Annotated in this window: 19 protein-coding genes; 7 read left to right on the forward strand and 12 right to left on the reverse strand. The window is 73.2% G+C overall.

Annotated elements, in window-relative coordinates; translation table 11 throughout:
* Positions 1-2: 2 nt before the first annotated feature.
* Positions 3-332 (forward strand): ferredoxin, encoded by a 330-nt coding sequence (gene fdxA / locus AC4OXY_RS35125; protein WP_356021623.1) that lies wholly within the window; start codon positions 3-5, stop codon positions 330-332.
* Positions 329-1,096 (forward strand): enoyl-ACP reductase FabI, encoded by a 768-nt coding sequence (fabI, locus tag AC4OXY_RS35130; RefSeq protein ID WP_356021625.1) that lies wholly within the window; start codon positions 329-331, stop codon positions 1,094-1,096. The genes fdxA and fabI overlap by 4 nt, the downstream gene beginning before the upstream one ends.
* A 65-nt stretch (positions 1,097-1,161) precedes the next feature.
* Here the strand turns inward: fabI and serS are convergent, their stop codons facing one another.
* The 12 genes from serS to AC4OXY_RS35190 form a co-directional block, all read right to left on the reverse strand.
* Positions 1,162-2,439 carry a serine--tRNA ligase gene (gene serS / locus AC4OXY_RS35135; protein ID WP_491991644.1) on the reverse strand — a complete coding sequence of 426 codons (1,278 nt, stop codon included), beginning with the start codon at positions 2,437-2,439 and terminating at the stop codon, positions 1,162-1,164.
* Positions 2,432-3,916, reverse strand: a complete 1,485-nt coding sequence (locus AC4OXY_RS35140; RefSeq protein WP_376286800.1) for an APC family permease — start codon at positions 3,914-3,916, stop codon at positions 2,432-2,434. Before AC4OXY_RS35140 ends, serS begins: the two co-directional genes overlap by 8 nt.
* 99 nt (positions 3,917-4,015) lie before the next feature.
* The gene (locus AC4OXY_RS35145; protein ID WP_071374140.1) at positions 4,016-5,236 is read right to left on the reverse strand and encodes a beta-ketoacyl-[acyl-carrier-protein] synthase family protein; all 1,221 of its coding nucleotides are present in this window, start codon (positions 5,234-5,236) and stop codon (positions 4,016-4,018) included.
* Positions 5,236-5,475, reverse strand: a complete 240-nt coding sequence (locus AC4OXY_RS35150) for a phosphopantetheine-binding protein (RefSeq protein ID WP_376286796.1) — start codon at positions 5,473-5,475, stop codon at positions 5,236-5,238. The genes AC4OXY_RS35145 and AC4OXY_RS35150 overlap by 1 nt, the downstream gene beginning before the upstream one ends.
* Positions 5,476-5,519: 44 nt before the next feature.
* The gene (locus AC4OXY_RS35155; protein ID WP_356021631.1) at positions 5,520-6,527 is read right to left on the reverse strand and encodes a beta-ketoacyl-ACP synthase III; all 1,008 of its coding nucleotides are present in this window, start codon (positions 6,525-6,527) and stop codon (positions 5,520-5,522) included.
* Positions 6,524-7,522: a ferritin family protein gene (locus tag AC4OXY_RS35160; RefSeq protein WP_376286793.1), complete on the reverse strand. Its 999-nt coding sequence runs from the start codon at positions 7,520-7,522 to the stop codon at positions 6,524-6,526. Before AC4OXY_RS35160 ends, AC4OXY_RS35155 begins: the two co-directional genes overlap by 4 nt.
* Positions 7,519-8,064, reverse strand: a complete 546-nt coding sequence (locus AC4OXY_RS35165; RefSeq protein ID WP_356021635.1) for a flavin reductase family protein — start codon at positions 8,062-8,064, stop codon at positions 7,519-7,521. Before AC4OXY_RS35165 ends, AC4OXY_RS35160 begins: the two co-directional genes overlap by 4 nt.
* Positions 8,061-8,594 carry a hypothetical protein gene (locus AC4OXY_RS35170; RefSeq protein ID WP_356021637.1) on the reverse strand — a complete coding sequence of 178 codons (534 nt, stop codon included), beginning with the start codon at positions 8,592-8,594 and terminating at the stop codon, positions 8,061-8,063. The genes AC4OXY_RS35165 and AC4OXY_RS35170 overlap by 4 nt, the downstream gene beginning before the upstream one ends.
* Before the next feature lie 20 nt (positions 8,595-8,614).
* Positions 8,615-9,097: a type II toxin-antitoxin system RatA family toxin gene (locus tag AC4OXY_RS35175; protein ID WP_491991645.1), complete on the reverse strand. Its 483-nt coding sequence runs from the start codon at positions 9,095-9,097 to the stop codon at positions 8,615-8,617.
* A 2-nt stretch (positions 9,098-9,099) separates the two neighbouring features.
* Complete coding sequence (locus AC4OXY_RS35180) at positions 9,100-10,395, reverse strand: aspartate aminotransferase family protein (protein ID WP_356021641.1); 1,296 nt, start codon at positions 10,393-10,395, stop codon at positions 9,100-9,102.
* A 46-nt stretch (positions 10,396-10,441) separates the two neighbouring features.
* On the reverse strand, positions 10,442-11,584 hold the full coding sequence (locus AC4OXY_RS35185; protein ID WP_356021643.1) for an acyl-CoA dehydrogenase family protein: 1,143 nt from the start codon (positions 11,582-11,584) through the stop codon (positions 10,442-10,444).
* A gap of 44 nt (positions 11,585-11,628) precedes the next feature.
* The gene (locus AC4OXY_RS35190; RefSeq protein ID WP_356021645.1) at positions 11,629-13,260 is read right to left on the reverse strand and encodes an aldehyde dehydrogenase family protein; all 1,632 of its coding nucleotides are present in this window, start codon (positions 13,258-13,260) and stop codon (positions 11,629-11,631) included.
* A gap of 161 nt (positions 13,261-13,421) precedes the next feature.
* Between AC4OXY_RS35190 and AC4OXY_RS35195 the strand changes: the two genes are divergently transcribed.
* Genes AC4OXY_RS35195 through AC4OXY_RS35215 form a run of 5 tightly spaced genes read left to right on the forward strand, consistent with a single transcriptional unit; the run spans position 13,422 to position 22,852 of the window.
* Positions 13,422-13,721 (forward strand): acyl carrier protein, encoded by a 300-nt coding sequence (locus tag AC4OXY_RS35195; RefSeq protein ID WP_071380245.1) that lies wholly within the window; start codon positions 13,422-13,424, stop codon positions 13,719-13,721.
* Between the two features lie 11 nt (positions 13,722-13,732).
* Positions 13,733-19,438, forward strand: a complete 5,706-nt coding sequence (locus AC4OXY_RS35200) for a type I polyketide synthase (protein WP_491991646.1) — start codon at positions 13,733-13,735, stop codon at positions 19,436-19,438.
* A 26-nt stretch (positions 19,439-19,464) separates the two neighbouring features.
* Positions 19,465-21,066: a long-chain-fatty-acid--CoA ligase gene (locus tag AC4OXY_RS35205; protein ID WP_491991647.1), complete on the forward strand. Its 1,602-nt coding sequence runs from the start codon at positions 19,465-19,467 to the stop codon at positions 21,064-21,066.
* Positions 21,063-22,055 carry an LLM class flavin-dependent oxidoreductase gene (locus tag AC4OXY_RS35210; protein WP_491991648.1) on the forward strand — a complete coding sequence of 331 codons (993 nt, stop codon included), beginning with the start codon at positions 21,063-21,065 and terminating at the stop codon, positions 22,053-22,055. Before AC4OXY_RS35205 ends, AC4OXY_RS35210 begins: the two co-directional genes overlap by 4 nt.
* Before the next feature lie 29 nt (positions 22,056-22,084).
* Positions 22,085-22,852, forward strand: coding sequence for a thioesterase II family protein (locus AC4OXY_RS35215; RefSeq protein ID WP_356021956.1), 768 nt, complete (start codon positions 22,085-22,087; stop codon positions 22,850-22,852).
* Positions 22,853-22,911 lie beyond the last annotated feature (59 nt).

Raw genomic sequence — 22,911 nt, forward strand, 5'->3', positions numbered from 1 at the left:
GCATGGCCTACGTCATCGGACTGCCCTGCGTCGACGTCAAGGACCGCTCCTGCATCGACGAATGCCCCGTCGACTGCATCTACGAAGGCCGCCGCGCCCTCTACATCCACCCGGACGAATGCGTGGACTGCGGGGCCTGCGAACCGGTCTGCCCCGTCGACGCCATCTACTTCGAGGACGACGTGCCCGCGGAGTGGGGCGGCGACCACGCGGCCTCCAACGCCGCCTTCTTCGCGGGTCTCGGCTCGCCCGGCGGCGGCAGCGCGATCGGCCCCCAGGACCACGACTCGCCGCTGGTCGCGGAGCTGCCCGAGGGGGTGTCGGTGGCGTGAGCGGACTGCTCGCGGGCAAGCGCGTCCTGGTGACCGGCATGGTCACGGACGCCTCCATCGCCTTCCACGTGGCCCGCATCGCCCAGGAGGAGGGCGCCGAGGTGCTGCTCACCGGCTTCGGCCGGCTCTCCCTGATCGAGCGGTTCGCGGACAAGCTGCCGAGACCCGCCCCGGTCATCGAGCTGGACGTCACCGACCAGGACCACCTCGGCACCCTCGCCGAGCGGATCGGCGCGCACACCGACCGCCTCGACGGCGTCGTCCACTCCATCGCCTACGGGCCCCCGGGCGCCTTCTCCTTCCTCGACGGCACCTGGGCCGACGTCGCGACGGCCGTGCAGGTCTCGGCGTACTCCCTGAAGTCCCTCACCACCGCCTGTCTGCCCCTGCTGGAGCGGCGCGGCGGTGCGGTCGTCGGCCTCACCTTCGACGCGGGCGTGGCCTGGCCGCACTACGACTGGATGGGTGTCGCGAAGGCCGCCCTGGAGTCCACCAGCCGCTATCTCGCCCGCGACCTCGGCGGCCGCGGCATCCGCTGCAACCTGGTCGCGGCCGGCCCCCTGCGCTCCATGGCCGCCAGGTCCATCCCCGGCTTCGCCGAGCTGGCCGACGTCTGGACCACCGGCCGCGCTCCGGCCGGCTGGGACCTCACCGACCCCGGCCCGGCCGCCCGCGGGGTCGTCGCCCTGCTGTCGGACTTCTTCCCGCGCACCACCGGCGAGATCGTCCACGTCGACGGCGGAGTGCACATGACGGGCGCGTGAGCACCGCACGCGGAAGGGGGCGGGAGTCGCTTTCGACTCCCGCCCCCTCTGCTTCTCGATGTGCGCTACTCGGTCGTCCCGCCCGGCAGGATGCGCCGGAACCCGGTGTACGCCACCAGCGCCTCCGGCAGCACCACCGAGCCGTCCTCCCGCTGCCCCTGCTCCAGCAGCGCGGCCACCGTGCGGCCGATCGGCAGGGCCGAACCGTTCAGGGTGGCCGCCGGCGACTTGCGGCCGTCGGCCCGCTTGACGCGGATGTCGGCCCGGCGGGCCTGGAAGGTGCCGCAGTCGGAGACGGAGGAGATCTCCCGGTAGGCGCCGCCGCCCGGCAGCCACACCTCGATGTCGTACGTCATCCGCGCCGAGAAGCCCATGTCACCCGCGGGCAACAGCACGGTGCGGAAGGACAGTTCGAGCCGGCGCAGGCACTCCTCGGCCTGCGCGACCATCAGCTCCAGCTGCTCCTGCGCCTGCTCCGGCGCGCAGATCCGGACCAGTTCCACCTTCTCGAACTGGTGCAGCCTGAGCACACCCCGGGTGTCCCGGCCGTACGCCCCCGCCTCCGCGCGGAAGCAGGGGGTGCGGGCGGTGAAGGCGTACGGCAGGCCGCGGGCGTCCAGCAGCTCGCCGGCCACCAGGTTGGTCAGCGGCACCTCCGCCGTCGGGATCAGGAACAGCTCCCGCTCGCCGACCTGGGTGCGGAACAAGTCCTCCTCGAACTTGGGCAGTTGGCCGGTGCCGGTCATGGCGTCGCGGCCGACCAGGAACGGCACGGACTGCTCGGTGTAGCCGTGCTCACGGGTGTGCAGGTCCAGGAAGAAGTCGCCGAGGGCCCGCTCCAGCCGCGCCCCCGCGCCCCGGGCCACACTGAACCGGGCGCCGGAGAGCTTCGCGGCCGCGGGCGAGTCGAGGATGCCGAGCGCCTCGCCGATCTCGGCGTGATGGCGGGCCCCCGCCACCGGACGCGGTGCGGGCCCGCCGTGCCGTATCTCCACGGCCTGCTTCTCGGAGTCGCCGTCCGGCACCGAGTCCAGCGGCAGGTTGGGGATGGACAGCAGCAGCTCGCACAGCGCGCCCGCGGCCCTGCGGGCGGCGGTCTCCGCCTGCTGCACCTCGGCCCGCAGCGCCCGCGCCGCCTCCTTCTCGGCCTCGGTGGGCGGGCCGGAGCGGCGGGCCTTGGCGGTGCGGTTCAGCTCGGTGCGCAGCCGGTTGACCTCGGCCTGGGTCGCGGTGCGGGCGCGCAGGGCGTCGCTCAGGGCGGCCACGTCGAGGTCGTAGCGGCGGCGGGCCAGGCGCCGTACGGCGTCGGGGCCCGCCTCGATCAGCTCGTGCGCGTCATGCATGGCGGTCTCCTGTCAGGGCGGGGGAGGGTGCGGAGGCGGGGGAGTCGAGGTGCCGGGTGCCGAGCCGGCGGTAGCGCAGCGGGTGCGCGGCGCGCAGCCGGGCGGCGTACGCCAGCCCGCCGAGCGCGACCAGCGGCAGCAGCCAGGGCAGGGCGGCGATCACCCGGGACGGTGACCCGGTGAGCATGTCGAAGTTGCCGACGACCAGCCACACCGAGGCGGCGAGCCCGGCGAAGCCGAGCAGCGGGGCGAGCGCCGTCCGCCACCAGTGCCCCTCCCCCTCGCCGCGCACCCGCAGGCCCAGCACGGACAGCGCGGCCAGCGCCTGGAGGGCGACGATGCCGAGGGTGCCGAGACCGAGCATGCTGGTCGTCAGGTCGGCGTACGGGTCGAGCCCGGCGACGGCGAAGGCGCCCACGACCACCGCGGTCAGCGCGCTCTGCGCGAGGCTCGCCCGGTGCGGGGAGCGGTGCCTTCGATGCTCGGCGGCGAGGGCGCCGGGCAGCAGCCCGTCCTCGGCGAGGACCTGGGTGTACCGGTTGGCGGCGCTGTGCAGGGCCAGCGTCGCCGCGAACAGGCTGGTGCACAGCAGCACCTGGAGCCCGGTGCTGCCGGCCTTGCCGAGGAAGTCGTCACCGAGGGAGAAGAACAGGTCGCCCATCTCCTTGCCCGCGACCTCCCGCACTCGCCCGGTGCCGACCGCGCCCACCGCCAGCCAGCTGGTCAGCGCGTAGAAGCCGGCGATCAGCACGACGGCCGCGTAGGTGGCCCGGGGCACGCTGCGCCGCGGGTCCTTCGCCTCCTTGCCGTACAGGGCCGCCGACTCGAAGCCGATGAAGGAGACGAACGCGAACATCAGCGAGACCCCGGCCCCGTGCCCGGCCGCGACATGCGGCGAGAACGAGGCGGCGGGCAGGGCGTGCAGCCCGTGCCGGGCGAGGATCGCGATGTCCAGCGCGGCCAGCACACCGATCTCGCCCAGCATCAGCAGGGCCAGCACCCGGGCGCTGAGTGCGATCTCCCGGTACCCGAGCACCGCGGTCAGCGCCAGCCCGACGGCCGCGCACCACTCCCAGGAGACCGTCAACCCGTGGGCGGCGAGGACCAGTTGGGTGAAGTAGCCGAGCGCTCCGGCGAGCCCGACGGTGGCGCAGTTGTACGACAGCAGCGCCACGTACCCGGCCGCGACGGCGGGCGGGCGCCCGAGTCCGTCGGCGACCGAGGCGTAGAAGCCGCCGGAGCCGCCGGTGCGCCGGGCGCTGACCGCGTACCCCACCGAGAAGCACAGCAGGGTGACCCCGGCGAACAGGAACGCCGCCGGCACGCCCGGCCCGTCGCCGAAGGCGAACGCGAGCGGCACGGTACCGACCATCGCGGACAGCGGGGCGGCGGCCGCGACGATGAGGAAGAGGATGTGCCCGGTGCCGAGCCGTCCGGGCGGGGCGGGGGAGCCGTTGGTGGACATGGTGGTGGACATGGGGTCTCCAGAGCAGGACGGGGGAGAACGGGAGAACGCGGAGAACGGGGAACAGCCGCCCGCGGAAGCTTCGCTACGGACGGCTGTCGTGGGGCGGGCTCAGGCAGGGGCGATCGCCAGTGCCGTGTTCTGCCCGCCGAAACCCAGAGAGGTGCTCAGCGCCAGGTCGATCGGCATCTCGGTCAGGGTCTGGGCCAGCTTGATCTCGATCCGGGGATCGGGCATGACCAAGTTGGCGACGGGCGGAATGAGTTCGTGCTCCACGCTGAGCACGGCGAACGCGGCCTCGACCGCCCCCGCGGCGCCCAGCAGGTGCCCGGTCACCCCCTTCGTGGAGGTGACCAGCGGATCCCCGCGCAGGGTCCGCTGGATCATGCGGGCCTCGGACAGGTCGTTGAGCGGCGTCGACGTGCCGTGGGCGTTCACGTGCTGCACGTCGTCCGGGTCGGCGCCCGCGTCCGCGAGTGCCGCCCGCACCGCCGCCTCGATGCCGGCGCCGTCGGGATGCGGCGACGTCATGTGGTGCGCGTCCGCCGTCGCGCCGTAGCCGATGATCCGGCCGTGCACATGGGCGCCACGGGCACGGGCGTCGGCCACCCGCTCCATCACGAGGATCCCGGCGCCCTCGCCCGCGACGAACCCGTCCCGGTCGGAGTCGAACGGCCGGGACGCGGACGCGGGGTCGTCGTGCCGCTTCGACAGCGCGCCCATCTGGGCGAAACCGGCCATGACCAGCGGGGTGACCATGGCCTCGCTGCCCCCGGCGAGCACGATGTCGCAGCGGCCGAGCGCCAGCAGGTCCCGCGCCGTGCCGATGGCCGTCGCGCCGGACGCGCACGCGGTGGCCACCACCAGGTTCGGACCCGTGGCCCCGAACTCGATGGCCGTCTGACCGGCCAGCATGTTCGGCAGCTGCATGGGCAGCAGCAGCGGCGACACCCGGTCGGCGCCCTGCTCGCGCAGCACCTGGTGCTGGTCCTCGACCGTGCCCGGACCGCCGTCGGCGCAGCCCAGCACCACACCCACCCGCGCGCCGTCCCAGGTCTGCGGGTCCAGCCCCGCGTCGGCCACCGCCTCGTGCGCGGCGACCAGCGCGAACTGCACGAACCGGTCGAGTCGGTGCGCGCGCCGCGCGCTCAGCAGGATCTCGGGGTCGAAGCCGGGTACCCGGCAGGAGATCTGTACGGGATTGTCCGCCAGTACCGGATCCAGGGCGGCGGCCGGCCTGCCGTCGCAGACCGCCGCCCAGCTCGGCCCGACCCCGATCCCGCCCGGGGTGACCAGGCCGAGCCCGGTGACGGCGATGTCCATACCGGCCATCAGACCTTCGCGCTCCGCTCCTCCATCAGCCGGACCATGTCCGCCACGGTCTCGGCCTCCAGGAGGTCGTCGTCGCTGATGTCCAGGTCCAGCTCGGACTTCAGCAGCAGCGACAGCTCCACCACGGCCAGCGAGTCCAGCTCGATGTCCTCCCGGGTGGCCTCCGGGGTGATGGCCTCGGGCGACACCTTCAGTTTGTTGGACAGGATGTCCTTGAGCTGCTCCAGCATGACGGTCATGACTGTTCCTTTCGAAAGGTAGGAAAGGTGGGGCTGACAGGTGGTCAGATGGTTTGCAGCTCCGGCCAGTCGACGGTCGCCGCCCCCCAGGACAGGCCGCCCCCGAACGCTGTGAGCAGCACCCGGTGGCCGGCCCGGAGCGTGCCGTCCGCGGTGGCCTCGGCGAGCAGCAGCGGCAGGGACGCGGCGCCGGTGTTGCCGACCCGGGCGATGTTGCTCAGCCGCCGCTCCTGAGGGATGCCGAGCCGGTCCGAGACGGCGTCCAGGATCCGGGCGTTGGCCTGGTGGGCCGCGAACCGGTCGACGTCGTCGAGGGACCAGCCGGCCCGCTCGGCGGCCTCGGCGGACGCGGCGGTCATCCGCTCCACCGCGTGCCGGTAGGTGTCCCGGCCGAGCATCTGGAAGTAGTGGTCCTCCGGGGCCACGGGCCGGTCGCTCGACCGCTGCCGCGAGCCGCCCGCCGGTACCGCGATCAGATGGCTCAGCTCGCCGTCGCTGCCGAGCACCAGCGGGCCGATCGCCCCGCGCTCGGTGGCCGAGCCGGCCCGCAGCACCACCGCGCCCGCGCCGTCCGCGAAGATGACCGCGGTCGTGCGGTCGGCCGGGTTGATGATCGTCGTGAAGGCGTCGGCCGCGATCAGCAGCACGCTGTCCGCGATCCCGGCCGCGATCAGCCCGGCGGCCGAGGCGAGGCCGTACAGGAAGCCGGAGCAGACGGCCGCCACGTCGAACGCCGGCACCTGGCCGAGGCCGAGGCGCGCGGCCACCTGCGGTGCGGTCCCCGGGCAGGGCTGGTCCGGGGTGGTGGTGGCCAGCACCACCGCCCCGACCCGCTCGTCCCCGGCCGACTTCAGCGCCCGCAGGCCCGCCTCCACCGCCAGATCGCCGGTGGAGGTGCCCGGCGAGACGACGTACCGCTCGGCGATCCCGGTGCGGGAGCGGATCCAGGCGTCGGAGGTGTCCAGCCGGGCCGTCAGGTCGTCGTTGGTCACCAGGTTGGGCGGGACGTACGACCCGATGCCCGCGACGACCGCGGCCCGCCCGGCGCTCATGCGCCGCTCTCCGGGCTCCCGGCGTTCTCCGAGGCGAGGACCTCGACGGGCAGGCCCATGTAGGCCATGCGGACCTCGGCCATCTCGTCGGTCCACCGCTCGGCCATGTCGTAGCGCTGCACGGCGGTGGTGTCGAGCAGCCGCACGCCCGGCCAGATCTCGTAGTCGCCGATCAGGTCCGCGTGCTCGTGCATGCCCTGCTGGAACAGCTCCTCGCGGTGGATGACGAACTCCCGGTCCGGGATCTCGTCCCACAGCTTCACGCCCGAGCGCAGGATCTCCAGCAACCGCGGCCGGTACTCGGGGTGTTGGGCGACGTGGTCGCGCAGGATGGTGCTGGCCACGGTCAGATGCCGGATCTCGTCGATGGCGGTGCCGCGCGAGATCTCGCCGGTCGCGGGGGACAGCGGGGTCCACTTGCGCTCGCTCAGCTCGGCGGCCGGGGCGAGCACGCCCTCGATGATGATGGCGAACACGCCCACCCCGCCGGGGAAGTCGGCCCGGTCGCGGACGATGTCCAGGGTGAAGTCCACCACCGGGTCCAGGACCCGCTTGCGGTAGTCCCGGGCCATCTCCTCGATGTCCTTCAGCAGGGTCTTCTGCGGGATGCCCAGTTCCACCAGGTGCTGCCGGAAGACGCGCGCGTGGCGGGCCTCGTCGAGCAACTGGGTGGCGTAGAACTCCATTTCGGGGATGCCGGGCGCGATGGAGACGTAGTGGCCGAGCAGCCGGGTGGCCAGCTCCTCCGCCAGGGCCCGGAAGCCGAACTCCAGCACCAGGGCCTCGCGCAGCGGGCCGGGCGCCTTCAGGAAGTCGGGCGTGAGCGCGTTCGCGTGGTGGCCACTCGCCCCGCGGTCGCGCAGGGTGCCCTGGGCGACGGAGGTGATCCAGTAGGCGAGGTCGCACTCCTCGGGGCCGAGGGTGAGTTCCTTCGCGCCGTCCAGCAGACCGGGCGCCTTGTCCCAGTCGGCCTCGGGAGCTACGGGTGCGGTCATGGGGCGACGGCCTCCTTCGCCGGACGCAGGGAGCCGGCGTACAGCCCGCCGGCGTAGGAGAACAGGGGGAGCGCGTCGTCCGCCGTGGCGCGTACGACGTGGCCGAGCAGCAGCTCGCCGTCGCCCGCCGGGTGGGCGGAGTGGAAACGGCACACGTAGTGCGCGAGCGCGCCCGCGATCAGCGGCGCGTGCGCGTACCGGTCCGCCGTCCAGGCCAGGCCGGCGAAGGCGGCGTCGCCGTCGGGCCGCGCGCTGTCCGCGAACCGCCGTGCCACGTCGGCCTGTTCGGCGCCGAGCACGTTGACCGCGAACCGGCCCTCGGCGGCGGCCAGCCGGGCGAAGGACGAGCCCGCGCGCAGCACGACCCCGAGGAGCAGGGGCGCGCGCGAGACGAGGGTGACCGTGCTGGCCGTCGTGCCGTGCATCCGGTCCTCGGGGCCGGTGGTGAGCACCGACACCGGGGAGGCCAGGTGGTAAAGGGCCTGGCGGCGCTCGGCCGGATCCTGCCGGACCGGACGCCGTACGTCCGTGACGGTCGTCATCGCACGGCCTCCGTCTCGCGTACGACCGGACGCGCCGGGACGTGTCCGACCGGCACCGGGTCCATGGCGTGTCCGACCGGCTTCGGGTGCGGCAGGCCCAGCTCGTCCAGGAGCTTCAAGTAGCCCTCCTGGCGCACCGGTTCGAAGGGCAGCGCGAAGGACTTCATGAAGTTGCCGAACAGACCGCGGTCGCCGAACAGATGGAACGGCAGCACCAGCAGCGCCCACTCCGGCTTCACCAGCCAGCACCACAGCGCGGCGACCGCGCCCTGTGTGACGAGGCTGTGCATGACGTTGTAGAGGACGTAGTAGGCCTTGGGGATCGGCCGCCCGCCGCTCCTGCGGAAGGCGATGGCGCCCGGGATGTAGCCGATCAGGTCGATGTAGAGGAACAGTCCGAGCGCCGGCAGCCAGCGGATGTCGCCGAAGTGGTAGACGATCAGGCCGGTGGTGACGGCGAGGCCCACCAGGTACTCGGCGCGGTGCAGCGAGTACGTGCGCGGGGTCTCGAAGGGGTTCGCCTGGTCCATGGTCAGCTCCTCGCCGGGTGCTAGGCGCCGACCGCGGCGGGCGTGGTCAGTTCGACGTCGCCCCGGATGCGCACGCCCGGGAACAGCCCGGTCAGCGCCCAGGCGACGGTCTCCTTGATGACCCGCTCGGCGATCGGGTCGAGGATGCCCTCCAGGCTCGGGATGCCGAAGTCGAAGTCGGCGTCGAAACGGACGGTGACGTCCTCCTCGGACTGCCGCACGGACCAGACCCCGGAGAAGGAGTCGAAGTCGCCGTCGGACTGCTCGAAGCGGATCTCGCCGGCCGCCGGGTCGATCGTGTCGTCCTCGGTCCAGCGCAGCAGGCCGCTGCGGAAGTGCAGCTCCCAGCTGGAGGAGGCCCGCGGAGCGGGGTAGGAGGCGTGCACGGTGGTCGCGTTGACGTGGGGCGCGAGGTCGGGGTACCTCTCCCAGCGCCGTACGGCGTGCAGGACCGTTTCGGCCTGCTCCGCGGGTATCAGGGCATCGAGTTCGACGTGCCGCACGATCAGTTACCGCCTTCCGGCATTGTGGCCGCGCCCTTGATCAGGTCGCGGGTGGCCAGGTCGAAGGAGTTGACGAGGAAGTCCACGTCGGTGTCGTCCAGCACGGCGGGCGGCGTGAACCGCACCACCGAGCTGCCGTTCATGGAGTGGTTGGCGACCACGCCGTGGTTGAACAGCTCGATCAGCAGCTCGCCGGCGAGGCCCGCCTCGACCAGCTCCACACCGATGAGCAGGCCCCGGCCGCGCACGTCCACGACCAGCTCGGGGATGTTGCGCCGGGCGACCTCCGCGATCCGCGGCAGCAGCCGGGAGCCGAGGTCCATGGCCCGGGTGACCAGGCGCTCCTCCTTCATGGCCCGGATCGCGCCCTGCACCGCGGCCATCAGCACCGGCTGCCCGGAGAAGGTGGCGGTGTGGACGTAGGGGTCCTTGTCGAAGGGGCGGAACGCCTTGCGGGTGGCGACGGCCGCCGAGACCGGCATGACCCCGCCGCCGAGCGCCTTGCCGGTGAGCAGGACGTCCGGGACGACGCCGTCGATGTCGGCGCCCCACCACTCGCCGAGCCGCCCGAACCCGGACTGCACCTCGTCGAGGATGAGGAACCCGTCGTACTCGCGGACCAGTTGCTCGACCCGCTTGAGATAGCCCTTCGGCGGGACGATGACCCCGCCCTCGCCCTGGACCGGCTCCAGGATCACGCACACCTCGCCCGGGTGGGCCCTCAGCTCGGCCTCCAGGGCGTCGGCGTCGCCGTACGGCAGGTGCTGGAAGTCGGGCACGAGCGGGCGGAACGGCGCCTGGTAGACGTCCTTCGCGGTCGCCGACAGGGCGCCCAGCGTCTTGCCGTGGTAGCCGCCGCGCATCGAGACGGTGCGCTTGCGGCCGCCCGCACGGGCCAGCTTCAGCCCGGTCTCCACGGCCTCCGCCCCGGACAGCGCGAAGTGCACGCGGTCCAGGCCCTCCGGCAGCACGGAGACCAGCGCCTCGGCGGCGCGCGCCACCGTCGGCTCCAGCAGGATGCGGGTCGCGGTGGGGTGGGTGCGCAGCTGGCGCTCCACCTCCTCCATGACGATCGGGTGCCGGGCGCCCATGATGAACACTCCGTAGCCACCCGCGTTCAGGAACCGCTCACCGTCACTGGTGGTGAGCCAGGCGCCCTCGGACGCCGTCTCCATATGGCTCCCGAACAACTCGGCGAGCGTGGCCCGGCCCTTGCTGAGGTGGGCCCGGTAGAGGTTGAGGATCTCCGCCTCCGAATCGGCTGCGGTCGCCGCCGGAGACTCCTGCATGACGGTCACGTGTCTCTCCAAAGATCGGTGTACGCGGCCAGGACCGGATCGGTGTTCAGGCCAGAACCAACGGCCCCCCGCCGAAATACGCGAGCAGCGGCTCGGCCGCGCCGATACGCGACGGCGGGTGAAAGGCCAGCGCCCTCGTCGCGGCAGCGCCCTGCGCCGACGCCGGGTTGTTGATGAACTCCAGCCCGCCCAGCAGCTCCAGCGCCCGCCCGACGATGGCCGGCAGCGCGCTCTGCACGGCGTACCGGGCGACCAGCACCCGCGCCACCGACTCCTCGTCGCCGGGCTCCGCACCGGTGCCGGTGGCCACGCCCTCCAGCAGGGCCAGCGCGGCCTCCATGTCGACGGCGAGCGCGGCCCGCTCCTCGGCGGGGCCACGCTTGCGGTCCAGCACCTGTTCCACCAGCGCGGCCGCACCGCCCGCGTACCCGGCGGAGATCAGCATCTCGAACCACACGAACCCGGCCGACTGGAGGTCGTCCAGCCGGGTCGGGTCGTCGGCGCCCGCCCGCACGACCATGTCGGCGGGGACGAACACGTCCTCCAGCCGGACCTCCTCGCTCTCCGCGCCGGCCAGCAGGTCGTTGCCCCAGAACGGGTGCACGGACATGCCGGGCGCGCGGGCCGGGACGATCGCGAGCGCCAGTTCGGGATCGCCGCCGTCCTCGCCGTGGATGGCGATGGACGCGGTGAGCAGGCTCATCGAACGGGACAGGCTGCACGGCTTCTTCGCCCCGGACAGCAGGAACCCGCCCTCCACGGGGCGCGCGGTCACCGCCGGCTTGAGGATGTTCTGCGCGGTACGGCCCTCCGACCAGCCGGAGGCCATCACCTGCTGCTCGGGCACGATCCGGTGCAGCAGCTCGGTCTGCGCGGGCGTGAGCCGGCCGTCCTTGACGGCGAGGGAGTACAGCATGGCGGCCGTGAAGTGGTGCATGGAGACGGCCGCGACCAGCGACGGCGACAGCGCGCCGAGGGCCAGCTGGACCCGCAGCGCATCGAGCGGGGACGCGCCGTGGCCGCCGTAGGACTCGGGGATGAGCAGACCGACCCCGCCGTGGATGCGGAACAGGTCGATCACCGGGCTGCCGGGCCGCTCCCGCTCGGCGTACGGGATCTGGTCCAGCTCCTTGAGCAGTCCGGGGTGGAACCGCTCGCAGACGGACCGGGCGGCATCGAGGGAACGCACGGGGAACCTCCGGGAATACGTCGAGGGCGGGCGGGGCGGGCGGATCAGGCGCCGAACACCGCGTCGTACGGGCTGACGTCGCGGGCGATGCTGACTCCCTGCACGTGGGAGGTCTTGAGCATCGGGTAGTTGGCCTCGCCGAACGCGCCGCCGGTACGGCCGGTGCCGCCGTGGCTCGGCAGGTACGGCAGGAAGCCGATGTGCGAGTCGTTGACCTTCAGCAGACCGCCGTTGACGGTGCGGCGCACGAAGGTCTCGACGACGTGGTCCGAGCGGGACCACAGGGAGTTGCGCAGCCCGTAGTCGTTGCTGTTGACGAACTGGAGGAAGGCCTCCAACAGGGCGTCGTCGTTGTCGCGTTCGGCGACCACGATCGGAACCAGCGGGAAGAACGTCTCCTCGCGGACCACGTCGTAGGTGCGGGCCCGGTCCAGGCCGTCCACGCGCACCACCGTCGGCTGGAGGAAGACGCCCGTCTCGGAGACCGTGCCGTCGACCTCGGTGCGGTGCCCGCCGGTGATCAGCTCGGCGCCGTTGTCGAGGGCCTGGCGCAGCAGCCGGAAGAACCGCTCGCTGCGCCGCACCGGCGACAGCAGCACGTCCTCCTCCTCGGGCAGGCCCGGCCGGATGCCCTTGACCTGCTCGCGCACCTCGGCGATCAGCGCGTCGGCGATCTCGGGGTGGACGAGGACGTAGTTGGGGACCATGCAGATCTGCCCGGAGCCGTAGAACGCCTCCGTGATCGCCTCGGCCGCCCACGTCACGTCGGCGTCCTTCCACACCACGATGCCGTCGTTGCCGGCGAGTTCGAGGATCGGCTTCTTGCCGTGCGCCACACAGGCCTGCTCGAAGCGCAGGCCCTCCTGGCTGCCGCCGATGTAGAAGATGTCGTTGATCAGCGGGTCGGCGATCCAGCGGTCCATGGTCTGCTTCGGGTTGGAGCACACCGCGTTCAGCACCCCGGCCGGCGCGTCGATCTCCTCCAGCAGCGGGGCGACGACGTCCCGCAGCAGCCACATGGTGGACAGCGCGATGCTGCGCGGCGCCCGTACCACCACGGCGTTGCCCGCCATGAGGGCGAGCACGCACAGCGCGGCGCTCGGCAGCGGGGCGTTCTGCGGCGGGTTGAAGGCGACCACACCGTCCGGCTGGCGGTGCAGGATCAGCCTGCGGCCGTTGTACTCCTTCTCCACCCGCATCTGCTTCAGGTACCAGCGCAGGGAGCCGGGGGCGTAGATCTGCAACAGGCAGCTCAGCTCCCAGCGGGCGAGCTTCACGGGGTGGGACTCGGCGACCAGCATGCGCAGGAACTCGTCCTGGTGCTTGATCAGTTCCTCGCGGAAGCGGGTGCCCAGCCGCATCCGCCGCTCCAGCGGCACGGCCGCCCAGTCGGGGGCGGCAGCGGCGGCGGCCTGGGTGGCCAGGTCGATGGCGGAGTCGTCCGCGATCGCGCAGCGCCCGACCACGTAGGGGTGCTGCGCGGCCTCGGACTCCGGGTCCTGTTCGAGCGAGCGCTTCAGGCTCACGCTGGTGAACACGTCTTCCAGCAGGGAGCGTCCGCTGACGGTGTAGACCCAGCCGTCCCCGGCGACGTCCTTGCCCGCGATGTAGAGGTCGTAGCTCTTCAATCCGGAAGGTGCCTCAGCACTCTCCTCCTGCGCGGCTTCGCGAAGCATCTTCAGCCTTTCGGATATGGCGAGTGGATTTCTTGAAGCAAGGCCGAGCCTGACAGCGGAATCTGACCCGGCGCTGACGCCCGGCTGACCGGTCCGATCCGGCCAACCGGCCTGCCCGAAGCCGTCAGCGGGGTGTCAGCCGGCGCTGCTTGCCTAGGCGCATGCCACCTGTCGACAGCACGAGCCGGCGCCTGCGCGACCTTCCGCGCAGTGAACTCGCCGACGAAATCGAGTCGATCTGCCTCGCGAAATTCCGGGCCGTCCTTCTCATGGAGGAATCCGAGGACCTGCCCGTCGACATCAGCTATTTCGATCTCGGCCTCACCTCGCTGCGGCTGACCGAGATACGGCAGAGCCTGGAGCAGCTCCTGGACCTGTCGATCAACGTCAGCGTGCTCTTCAACGAGCCGACGATCGCCCATCTCGTGGACCACCTGACCCAGGCCATCCAGGAAGCTTGAGGAGTCGCTCCATGCCGCGTACGGAGACAGAGCAGGCGCCCGAGCCGGTCGCGATCGTCGGAATCGGTCTGCGGTTCCCCGGCGGCAGCGGCTCGCCCGACGAGTTCGACGCCTTCCTGCGGGACGGCGGGAGCGGGATCCGCCCGATCCCCCGGGACCGCTGGGACGTCGACGCGTTCACCCCGCAGGGCCCCGACGACAAGGGCAAGATCATCGCCTCGGCCGGCGGGTTCCTCGACCGGATCGACCTGTTCGACGCCGGCTTCTTCAACATCTCCCCGAAGGAAGCCCGCTACATGGACCCCCAGCAGCGGCTGCTGCTGGAGACCGCCTGGCAGGCGCTGGAGCACGCCGGCATCGACCCGGCCCCGCTGCGCCGCGGCAACGGGGGCGTCTACATCGGCGCCAGCTCCATCGACTACGCCCTGGAGCTGGACTCCCTGCCGTACGAGGAGCTGGACGGCCATCTGGCCTCCGGCATCACCATGTTCCCGCTGTCCGGGCGGCTCTCGTACTTCCTCGGCTGGCGCGGCCCGAGCATGAGCGTCGACACCGCCTGCTCCTCCTCGCTGGTCGCCCTGCACCTCGCCGTGACGGCCCTGCGCGCCGGCGAGACCGACATCGCGCTGTGCGGCGGCGTCAACGCCCTGCACCACCCGCGCATCCCGGTGATGTTCTCCAACGCCCAGATGCTCGCCCCCGACGGCCGCTGCAAGACGTTCGACGAGTCCGCCGACGGCTACGCGCGCGCCGAGGGCTGCGGCATCGTCGTCCTCAAGCGGCTGTCCGACGCCGAGCGCGACGGCGACCGGATCCTCGCCCTGGTGCGCGGCACGGCGGTCGGCCAGGACGGCGACAGCGCCGGACTGACCGTGCCCAACGGGCCCGCCCAGGAGAAGGTCATCCGCAGCGCGCTCGACGCGGCCCGGCTGACACCCGGGGACATCAGTTACGTCGAGGCGCACGGCACCGGCACCCCGCTCGGCGACCCCATCGAGTTCGGCGCCATCGGGGACGTCTTCGTCGACTCCCACACCAAGGACCGCCCGGTGCTGGTCGGTTCGGCGAAGACCAACCTCGGTCACATGGAGCCCGCCTCCGGCATCGTCGGCGTCATCAAGACCGTGCTCCAGCTGCGCGCCGGCACGGTCTACCCGCACCTCAACCTGACGACGCCCTCCGGCCGCATCCCCTGGGACCTGTACCCGCTGCGCGTGCCCACCGCCTGCGAGCCCTGGGAGGCCGAGGTGCGGCGGGCGGTCGTCAACAGCTTCGGGTTCGCAGGGACGATCGGCGCCGTGGTGCTGGAGCAGGCACCCGAGCCGGCGCCGGCCGGCCCGGCGCCGGGCACCGAACCGGCCAGCGCGGCACCGGTGTTCACCCTGTCGGCCAAGAACGCGGCCGCCCTGCGCGAACTGGCCGCGCGATACCGGGAGTTGCTGGACCGGCGGCCCGAGCTGTCCGTCTCCGCGCTCTGCCACAGCGCCAACACCACGCGCACCCACCACCCGTACCGGATCGCCGCGCCCGTCGCCGACCGGGCGGCGCTGGACAAGCTCCTGGTCCACGCCGCCGAGGCCGAGCACACGGGGCCCTCGGGCATCCGCAAGACCGCGTTCCTGTTCACCGGCCAGGGCTCCCAGTACGCCGGCATGGGCGCCGCCCTCTACGCGGCCCTGCCCGTCTTCCGCGCCCACGTGGACGAGTGCGACGAGCTGTTCGCCGCCCCGCTCGGCCGCTCCGTGCGCGCGCTGCTGCTCGGCATCGCCGACGACCCCGAGGCGATCGACCGCACCGAGTACACCCAGCCCGCCCTGTTCACGCTGGAGTACGCCCTCGCCCAGCAGTGGCTGGCCTGGGGCGCCCGCCCCAACGTGCTCATCGGGCACAGCATCGGCGAGGTGGTGGCCGCCGCCGTGGCCGGGCTGTTCAGCCTGCCCGACGCGGTCACCCTGGTCGCCGCCCGCGCCCGGCTGATGCAGGCCGTGCGCACCGAGGGCGGCATGGCCGCCGTCGCCGCCCCGGTCGACGAGGTCGCCCCGCTGCTGGAGGGCCACGACGACCTGGCGCTGGCCGGGATCAACGCCCCCGACCAGACGGTGATCTCGGGGGCGACGGCCGCGCTGGCGGAGGTCGCCGGGATCCTGGAGGGCAAGGGCGTCCGCGTCGAGCGGCTGAAGGTCTCGCACGCCTTCCACTCGCCGCTGATGGCCGAGGTCTACGACGACTTCCGCGCCGCCCTCGACGGCATCACCTTCCACGAGCCGCAGATCAGCATCGTCTCCAACGTCACCGGACGCCTCGCCCGCTTCCGCGAGATCGGCACCCCCGACTACTGGGTGCGGCACATCGGCGAGCCCGTCCGCTTCCTCGACGGCATCCGGGCCGTCGCCAAGCGCGGCCGGCACGCCATGGTCGAGATCGGCCCGCAGGCCGGGCTGACCGCGCTCGCCCGGCGCGGGGTGAGTGTCGAGGACCACCTGTGGCTGGCCAGCCTGCGCCGCCGGGACACCACGACCGAGACCACCCTCACAGCGCTCGCCGACTACTACGCGGCCGGCCTGAACGTCTCCTGGACCGGCTACCACGCCGGGCACCCGGCGCCCGCCCGCGTGGACCTGCCCACCTACGCCTTCCAGCGCAAGCGCTACTGGCTGCCCTCCGTCACCCCGCGCCGCACCGCCACTGGCGGCCCCGCCCGCCACCCGCTGCTCGGCACCGAGGAGCGATTCGCCAGCGGGGTACGGGAGTTCAACGCCGAGTTCACCGCCGAGGAGCTGGGCGCGCTCGCCGACCTCGCCGACGGCGGCCGTACCGTCCTGCCCGCCGGCGCCTACGTCGACCTGCTGCTCGCCGTGCAGGACGCCGTCCAGGGCCACGCCCGCTCCGCCGTGCGCGAGCTGAAACTGCTCGCCCCGCTGGAGCTGCCCGCCGAGACCCTGACCGCGCTCACCACCCGCTGGCGCCCCCGGCACGGCGGCGGCGCCGAGGTCGAGGTGTTCACGACCGTCGGCGGCGAGGAGAACCTGCACGCCACCGCCGTCGTCGCCGCCGACCCCGAACCCCTCGTCCCCGTCTCGGAGCTGGCCGAACTGGCCGCCACCCTCGACCCGGCCGTCCAGCACATCGACGACGAGGACATCTACACCGACCTCGCCTCCGTCGGCCGCCCCCAGGGCCCCCGCATGCGGCTGCTCCTGCACGCCGCCCGGCACGGCGACGGACTGGTCACCGGCGAGCTGACCGGCCGTGACGCCACCGCCGTCGAGCACGTGCCCGCCGAGCTGCTGGAGGCGGCCGTGCAGGCGCTGGTCGTCCTCGACCCCGAGGGGCCGGTGTTCGCGCCGCGCGAGATCGCCGTGGTACGGCACTTCCGCAAGCCGCGCGGCGAGAACCTGAGCGTCCTCGCCCGGGTGCGCGGCGAACAGGACCGGCGCCTCGCGGACGTGCTGCTGCTGGAGAACGGCGACCCGGTCGCCGAGCTGCTCGGTGTGCGCATGGCCCGCCCCGAGGGACGCGGCGGCCGCCGTCAGTTCCTGCACCGCCCCGACTGGGTGCGCCGCGCCCTGCCCGCGGCGGAGCACGCCCCGGCCCGGCACGTCGTCCTGCTCGACCCCTCCGCCGCACGCGCCGCCGAACTGGCCGCCGAACCCGGTCTGAAGGTCACCTGGCTGACCGACCTCACCGACCTCAAGGCGGCCCTGGACGACCCGACCGTCACCGACGTCTGCCGGCTGTGGCGGCAGCGCCCGCAGCCCATGTCCGCCGGCCGGCTGCGTGCCGAGTGCGAGGACAACTACCGCGAACTCCTCGCCCTGACCGGTGCGTTGGAGGCCGCCTCCCGGCCGCCCCGGCTCTGGCTCGTCACCGAGGGCGCCCAGTGGCTGCCCGGCGACCCGGCCGGCGACGGCGGGCACCTCGGCGCCGCCACCCTGTGGGGCTTCGGCCGGGTGCTGCTCACCGAGTACCCGCAGTACCGGGCCACCCTGGTCGACCTCGCCCCGGGCAGCGGCCTCGCCCCGCTCGCCGAGGAGTGGCGGGCCGAGCCGCCCGGCGAGTTCCAGGTCGCCCACCGCCCCGGCCGCCGTTACGTCCGCCGGCTGCTCGCCGGTGACTCCACCCTCACCTGGAGCGGGGGCTTCGAACTGCGCGCCGCCGACTCCGGCGACCTGTCCGACCTGGCCCTCGCCCCGGTCACCGACCGGGCGCCGGGGGACGGTGAGGTGCAGGTCCGGGTGCGGCTGGTCGGCCTGACCGCCGAGGACGCCCGCACCGCCCTCGACACCGGCCGGGCCGAGCGCGCCGAGGAGACCCCGGGCGAGGAGGAACCCCCGCCGCTGCTCGGCCAGTTGGCCCACGGCACGGTCCTCTCCGCCGCCGACGGCACCGGGTTCGCGCCGGGCGACGAGGTCCTCGTCCGGTACGACGGCACCTTCCGCTCCACGCTCACCGTGCCCGCCCCCGCCGTCGTGCACGCCACCGGCGCCGACGCCACCGCGCCCCGCTTCCGCCTCGACGAGACCGGCGAGGCCCTGCGCACCGCCCTGTCCGACCCGGCCGGCCGCACCTGGGTGGCCCTGCCCGAGGACCCGGCGCAGGAACGGCAGTCCGACCGGACCGCCGAGGACGGACCGAGCGGACTGCGCCCGGACCGCACCTACCTCGTCACCGGCGGCCTCGGCGGCCTCGGCCTGGTCACCGCCCGCAAACTGGCCGCACTCGGCGCCCGGCACCTGACCCTGGTCAGCCGGGGCGGCCGGGCCACCGAGGAGGCCGGCGAACTCCTCGCCGACCTCGCCGCCGACGCCGAGATCGACGTCGTACGCGCCGACGTCTCCCGCCCCGAGGACGTGCGCCGGCTCGTCCGCCACCTCGCGGCCGGACCGTACCCGCTCGGCGGGATCGTGCACGCCGCCGGTTCCTACGACAAGAAGCTCATCTCCGAGCTGACCTGGGAGTCGATCGACGCCCAGCTCGCCGCGAAGGCCTACGGCGGCTGGCTGCTGCACGAGGCCGCCGAGGAGTCCTTCCCGGACCTGGAGTTCTTCGTCACCTACTCCTCCATCGCCTCCGTCCTCGGCGGCGCCACCCAGGGCCACTACGCCGCCGCCAGCGCCGCCCTCGACGCGCTCGCCGAGTGGCGCGCCCGGCGCGGGGTGCCGGGGCTGTCGGTCAACTGGGGCGCCTGGGCCCGGGTCGGCATGTCGGCCCGGCTGGAGGAGCACCTCAGCGAGGAGATCGAACGCAGCGGCGTCCGCTTCTTCTCCCCGACCCGCGCCCTGGACACCCTCGCCCGGCTGTGGGGGCGCCCGCGCACCCAGCGGATCGTCGGCGAGTTCGACTGGGACCGCTACGTCTCCGGCAGCGTCACCGGCGACCTGTTCTACGACCGGCTCGCCCGGCGCACCACCGACGACGACGGCACCGGCCTCGACCTGCGGGCCCTCACCGCACTGCCCGAGGCCGAGCGTATCGCCGCCGTCACCGGCGCCGTCCGCGAGCGGGTCGCCGCCGTGCTGCACCTGGAGGAGGCCGACGAACTGGACGTGACCTGCGAATTCGTCTCGCTGGGCCTGGACTCCCTGATGGCCCAGCAGGTCAAGGCCGCGCTGGAACAGGCGTTCCGGCTGCCCCTGCCGGCCTCCCTCACCCACGACCACCCCACGGTCCGCGCGCTCGCCCGGTTCCTCGACGGGCAGCTCGCCCCGGCAGCGTGAACACCAAGGGACGGGACACCACCACCATGACCGACATACCCAGGGAGCGCTGGACGCTCCACCACTCCTCCCGGGCCCACGCCGGAAGCCGACCGGAGCACCCCGCGATCGTCTGCGAGGGCCGGGTCACCACCTACGACAAGTTCCACCGCGACAGCAACCGCGCCGCCCACGCCCTGCGCACCAGCGGGATCCGGCGCGGCGACCGGGTCGCCTACCTGGGCCGCGAGTCCGCGAACTACTACCTCGTGATGATCGCCTGCGCCAAGGCGGGCGCCGTCCTGGTCCCGGTCAACTGGCGGCTCACCCCGCACGAGGTCGACCACATCCTGCGCGACTCGCGGGCCGCGCTGATCTTCGTGGACGACGAGTTCTGGGACACCGTCGCAGAAGTCCGCCACCAACTGCGCGGACTGCGCAAGGTGATCCGCGTCGACGGCACCGACCCCTACGGCGAACCCGCGCGCGGCGCCGGCCTGTCGGCCTGGGCGGCCGACCAGCCCGAGACCGACCTCACGCCCGGCACCGGCCCGGACGACGCCGTCGTCCAGATCTACACGAGCGGCACCACCGGCCTGCCCAAGGGCGCCGTCCTCGCCCACCGCAGCTTCTTCACCCTGCCGCACGCGAGCCGCGCCGCGGGCGTCGACTGGATCGACTGGCTGCCCGAGGACGTCGCCCTGATCTCGCTGCCGGGCTTCGGGGTCGCCGGCATCGGCTGGTTCCTGCACACCTTCAACGCCGGCGGCACCAGCGTGATCATGCCGCAGTTCGACCCGCAGGAGGCGGTCCGCCTCATCCGCGAGCACCGCGTGACGACCACCTTCGCCGCGCCCGCGATGCTCCAGGCGATGGCGGCCGAACGGGCGGCCGGACCCGAGGCGTTCACCTCACTGCGCAAGATCGCCTACGGCGCCGCGCCGATGTCCGAGACCCTGCTCAAACAGTGCCTGGCCACCTACGACTGCGAGTTCGCCCAGATCTACGCCAGCACCGAGACCGGCAGCGTGGCCGTGTGCCTGCCGCCGGCGGCCCACCACCCGGGCAGCACCAGACTCACCTCGGTGGGCCTGCCCTGCCCCGGCACCGAGATCAAGGTCGTCGGCCCCGACGGCGACACCCTGCCGCCCGGCGCCATCGGCCAGATCTGCGTGCGCACACCCTCCCGGATGCTCGGCTACTGGAACCTGCCCGAGGCCACCGCACGCACCCTGGTGGGGGAGTGGCTGCACATGGGCGACGCCGGCTACCTCGACGAGGACGGCCACCTCCACCTGTGCGACCGCATCAACGACACGATCATCGTCGCCGGACAGAACATCTACCCGGCCGAGGTCGAGAAGGCCCTCGCCGCGCACCCGGCGGTCGCCGAGGCGGCCGTGGTCGGCTTGCCCGACGACCGCTGGGGCGAGAGCGTCCACGCGGCCGTCGTCCTGAAGCCCGGCACGAGCGCCACCCCCCGCGAACTCCTGCTGTCCCTGCGGGGCCGCATCGCCGACTACAAGATCCCGGGCACCTACCACGTCGTGGACGCCCTGCCGCGCAACCCGTCGGGCAAGATCCTGCGCCGCGCGGTGCGCGACCGGCTGACGGCACCGGCCCGGCACCCCCTGGGGAGCACGCTGTGACCGCACTGAGCATCGGCATCCTCCTGCCCACCCGGGAGCAGGCCATCAACGGCACCTACGCCGCGGCCCCCCTGCTCGACTTCGCCAGGACCGCGGAAGCGCTCGGCTTCGACTCCCTGTGGGCCGGGGACTCCCTGACCGCCCGCCCCCGGCTGGACCCCCTGGTCGTCCTCTCGGCCGCGGCCGCCGCCACCCGGCACATCACCGTCGGCACGGCCGCCCTCACCCCCGCCCTGCGCCACCCCCTCATCGGCGCCAACCTGGTCGCGAGCCTGAGCCACGTCGCCGCGAACAGGCTGATCCTGGGCCTCGGTTCGGGCTTCCCGATGGCCGAGACCGAGGAGGAGTTCGCCTCCGTCGGCGCCTCCTTCCAGGGCCGGGTCGGGCGCCTCGACGAGATCACCGCGCTGTGGCGCGCGGCCTGGCGGTCCGGCGAGGAGGGCGAACCCAGCGAGTTCCGGGGCAGGTTCTGGCAGGCCGAGCACCTGGACCGGCTGCCCGCACCGGCCGTCCCCGGCGGGCCGCCGCTCTGGCTGGCCGGCAGCGACACCCCCAAGGTCCTCGCCCGCGCCGCCGCCCGCTACGACGGCTGGCTGCCGTTCCTGCCCGACGTCGACGCCTACGCCCGCGCCCGCCACCGGCTCGCGGAGATCGCCGCGGAGGCCGGCCGCACCGTCACGCCCGCGCTGTACGCCACGGTCACCGTGAACAGCGACGAGCGCACCGCCCGGGCCGAACTGGAGCACTACATCAGCCACTACTACGGCCGCTCCCTGGAGCAGATGCGCACCATCCAGGCCTATGCCTGGGGCAGCGCCGAGAAGTGCGCCGAGTGGCTCGGCGGTTACGTCCGGGCCGGCGCCCGGCACCTGGTCGTACGGATCGGATCCCTCGACCCGGAGCCGCAGTTGAAGGAGATCGCCGAGGTGCTGCTGCCCGCAGTGCGCGCCCTCGGCCCGTCCACCACCGTTGGGAGTACGCAGCCGTGACCACCGCCACCGCCGCCCTGGGCAGTCAGATGTCCAGCGAGGGCCACTGGTTCCACCCCGTGGAGCCCTCGCCCGACGCCTCGATCCGGCTGTTCCTGCTGCCCCACGCGGGCAGCGGCGCCATCATCTACCGCGACTGGGAACGCCTGCTCCCGCCGGACATCGCCGCACAGGCCGTCACGCTGCCCGGCCGGCACAACCGCCGCGAGGAGGAGACGTACGAGGACTTCTGGCCGCTGCTGGACGCCCTGCACGAGGCGGTGCTGAACGACCTGGACGAGCGGCCGTTCGCCTTCTTCGGGCACTGCCTCGGCGCCCAGCTGGCGTTCCGGCTGGCGATCCGCATGGAGGAGGAGGGCGGCCCGGCCCCCGTCATGGTCGGCATGTCCGGCTGGTCGCCCGTCGGCTTCTTCAAGCCGACCGAGGAGCAGAGCCGGATGCCGGAGCCCGAACTCATCGAGTGGATCAAGAAGTTGGGCTCCTTCCCGGCCGAGGTCTACGACAACCCCGAGATGCTCGCCCTGGTCGTTCCCGCGCTGCGCGCCGACCTCAGGGTCGCCGGGGACTACGACGACGACGGCGCCGGCGTCAGCTGCCCGCTCGCCTCCTACGGCGGGCGCAGCGACCCGCTCCAGGAGGCCCCGGACGCCATGTCCCACTGGGCCGGCCGCACCCCCCGGTACCTCGGGCACAACGAGTACGAGGGCGGCCACTTCTACATCGACACCCACGCCCAGGCCGTCACCGCGCACTTCGCGCACCGGCTCCAGCGGCTGACCGCCGGACCGGTGGGCTGACCGCCGCGGCCACCGGGTGCCGAGGTCCGCGTCAGCGCCGTGTCAGCGGGGCGCGGGAG

The organism is Streptomyces sp. HUAS MG56, assembly GCF_058673395.1.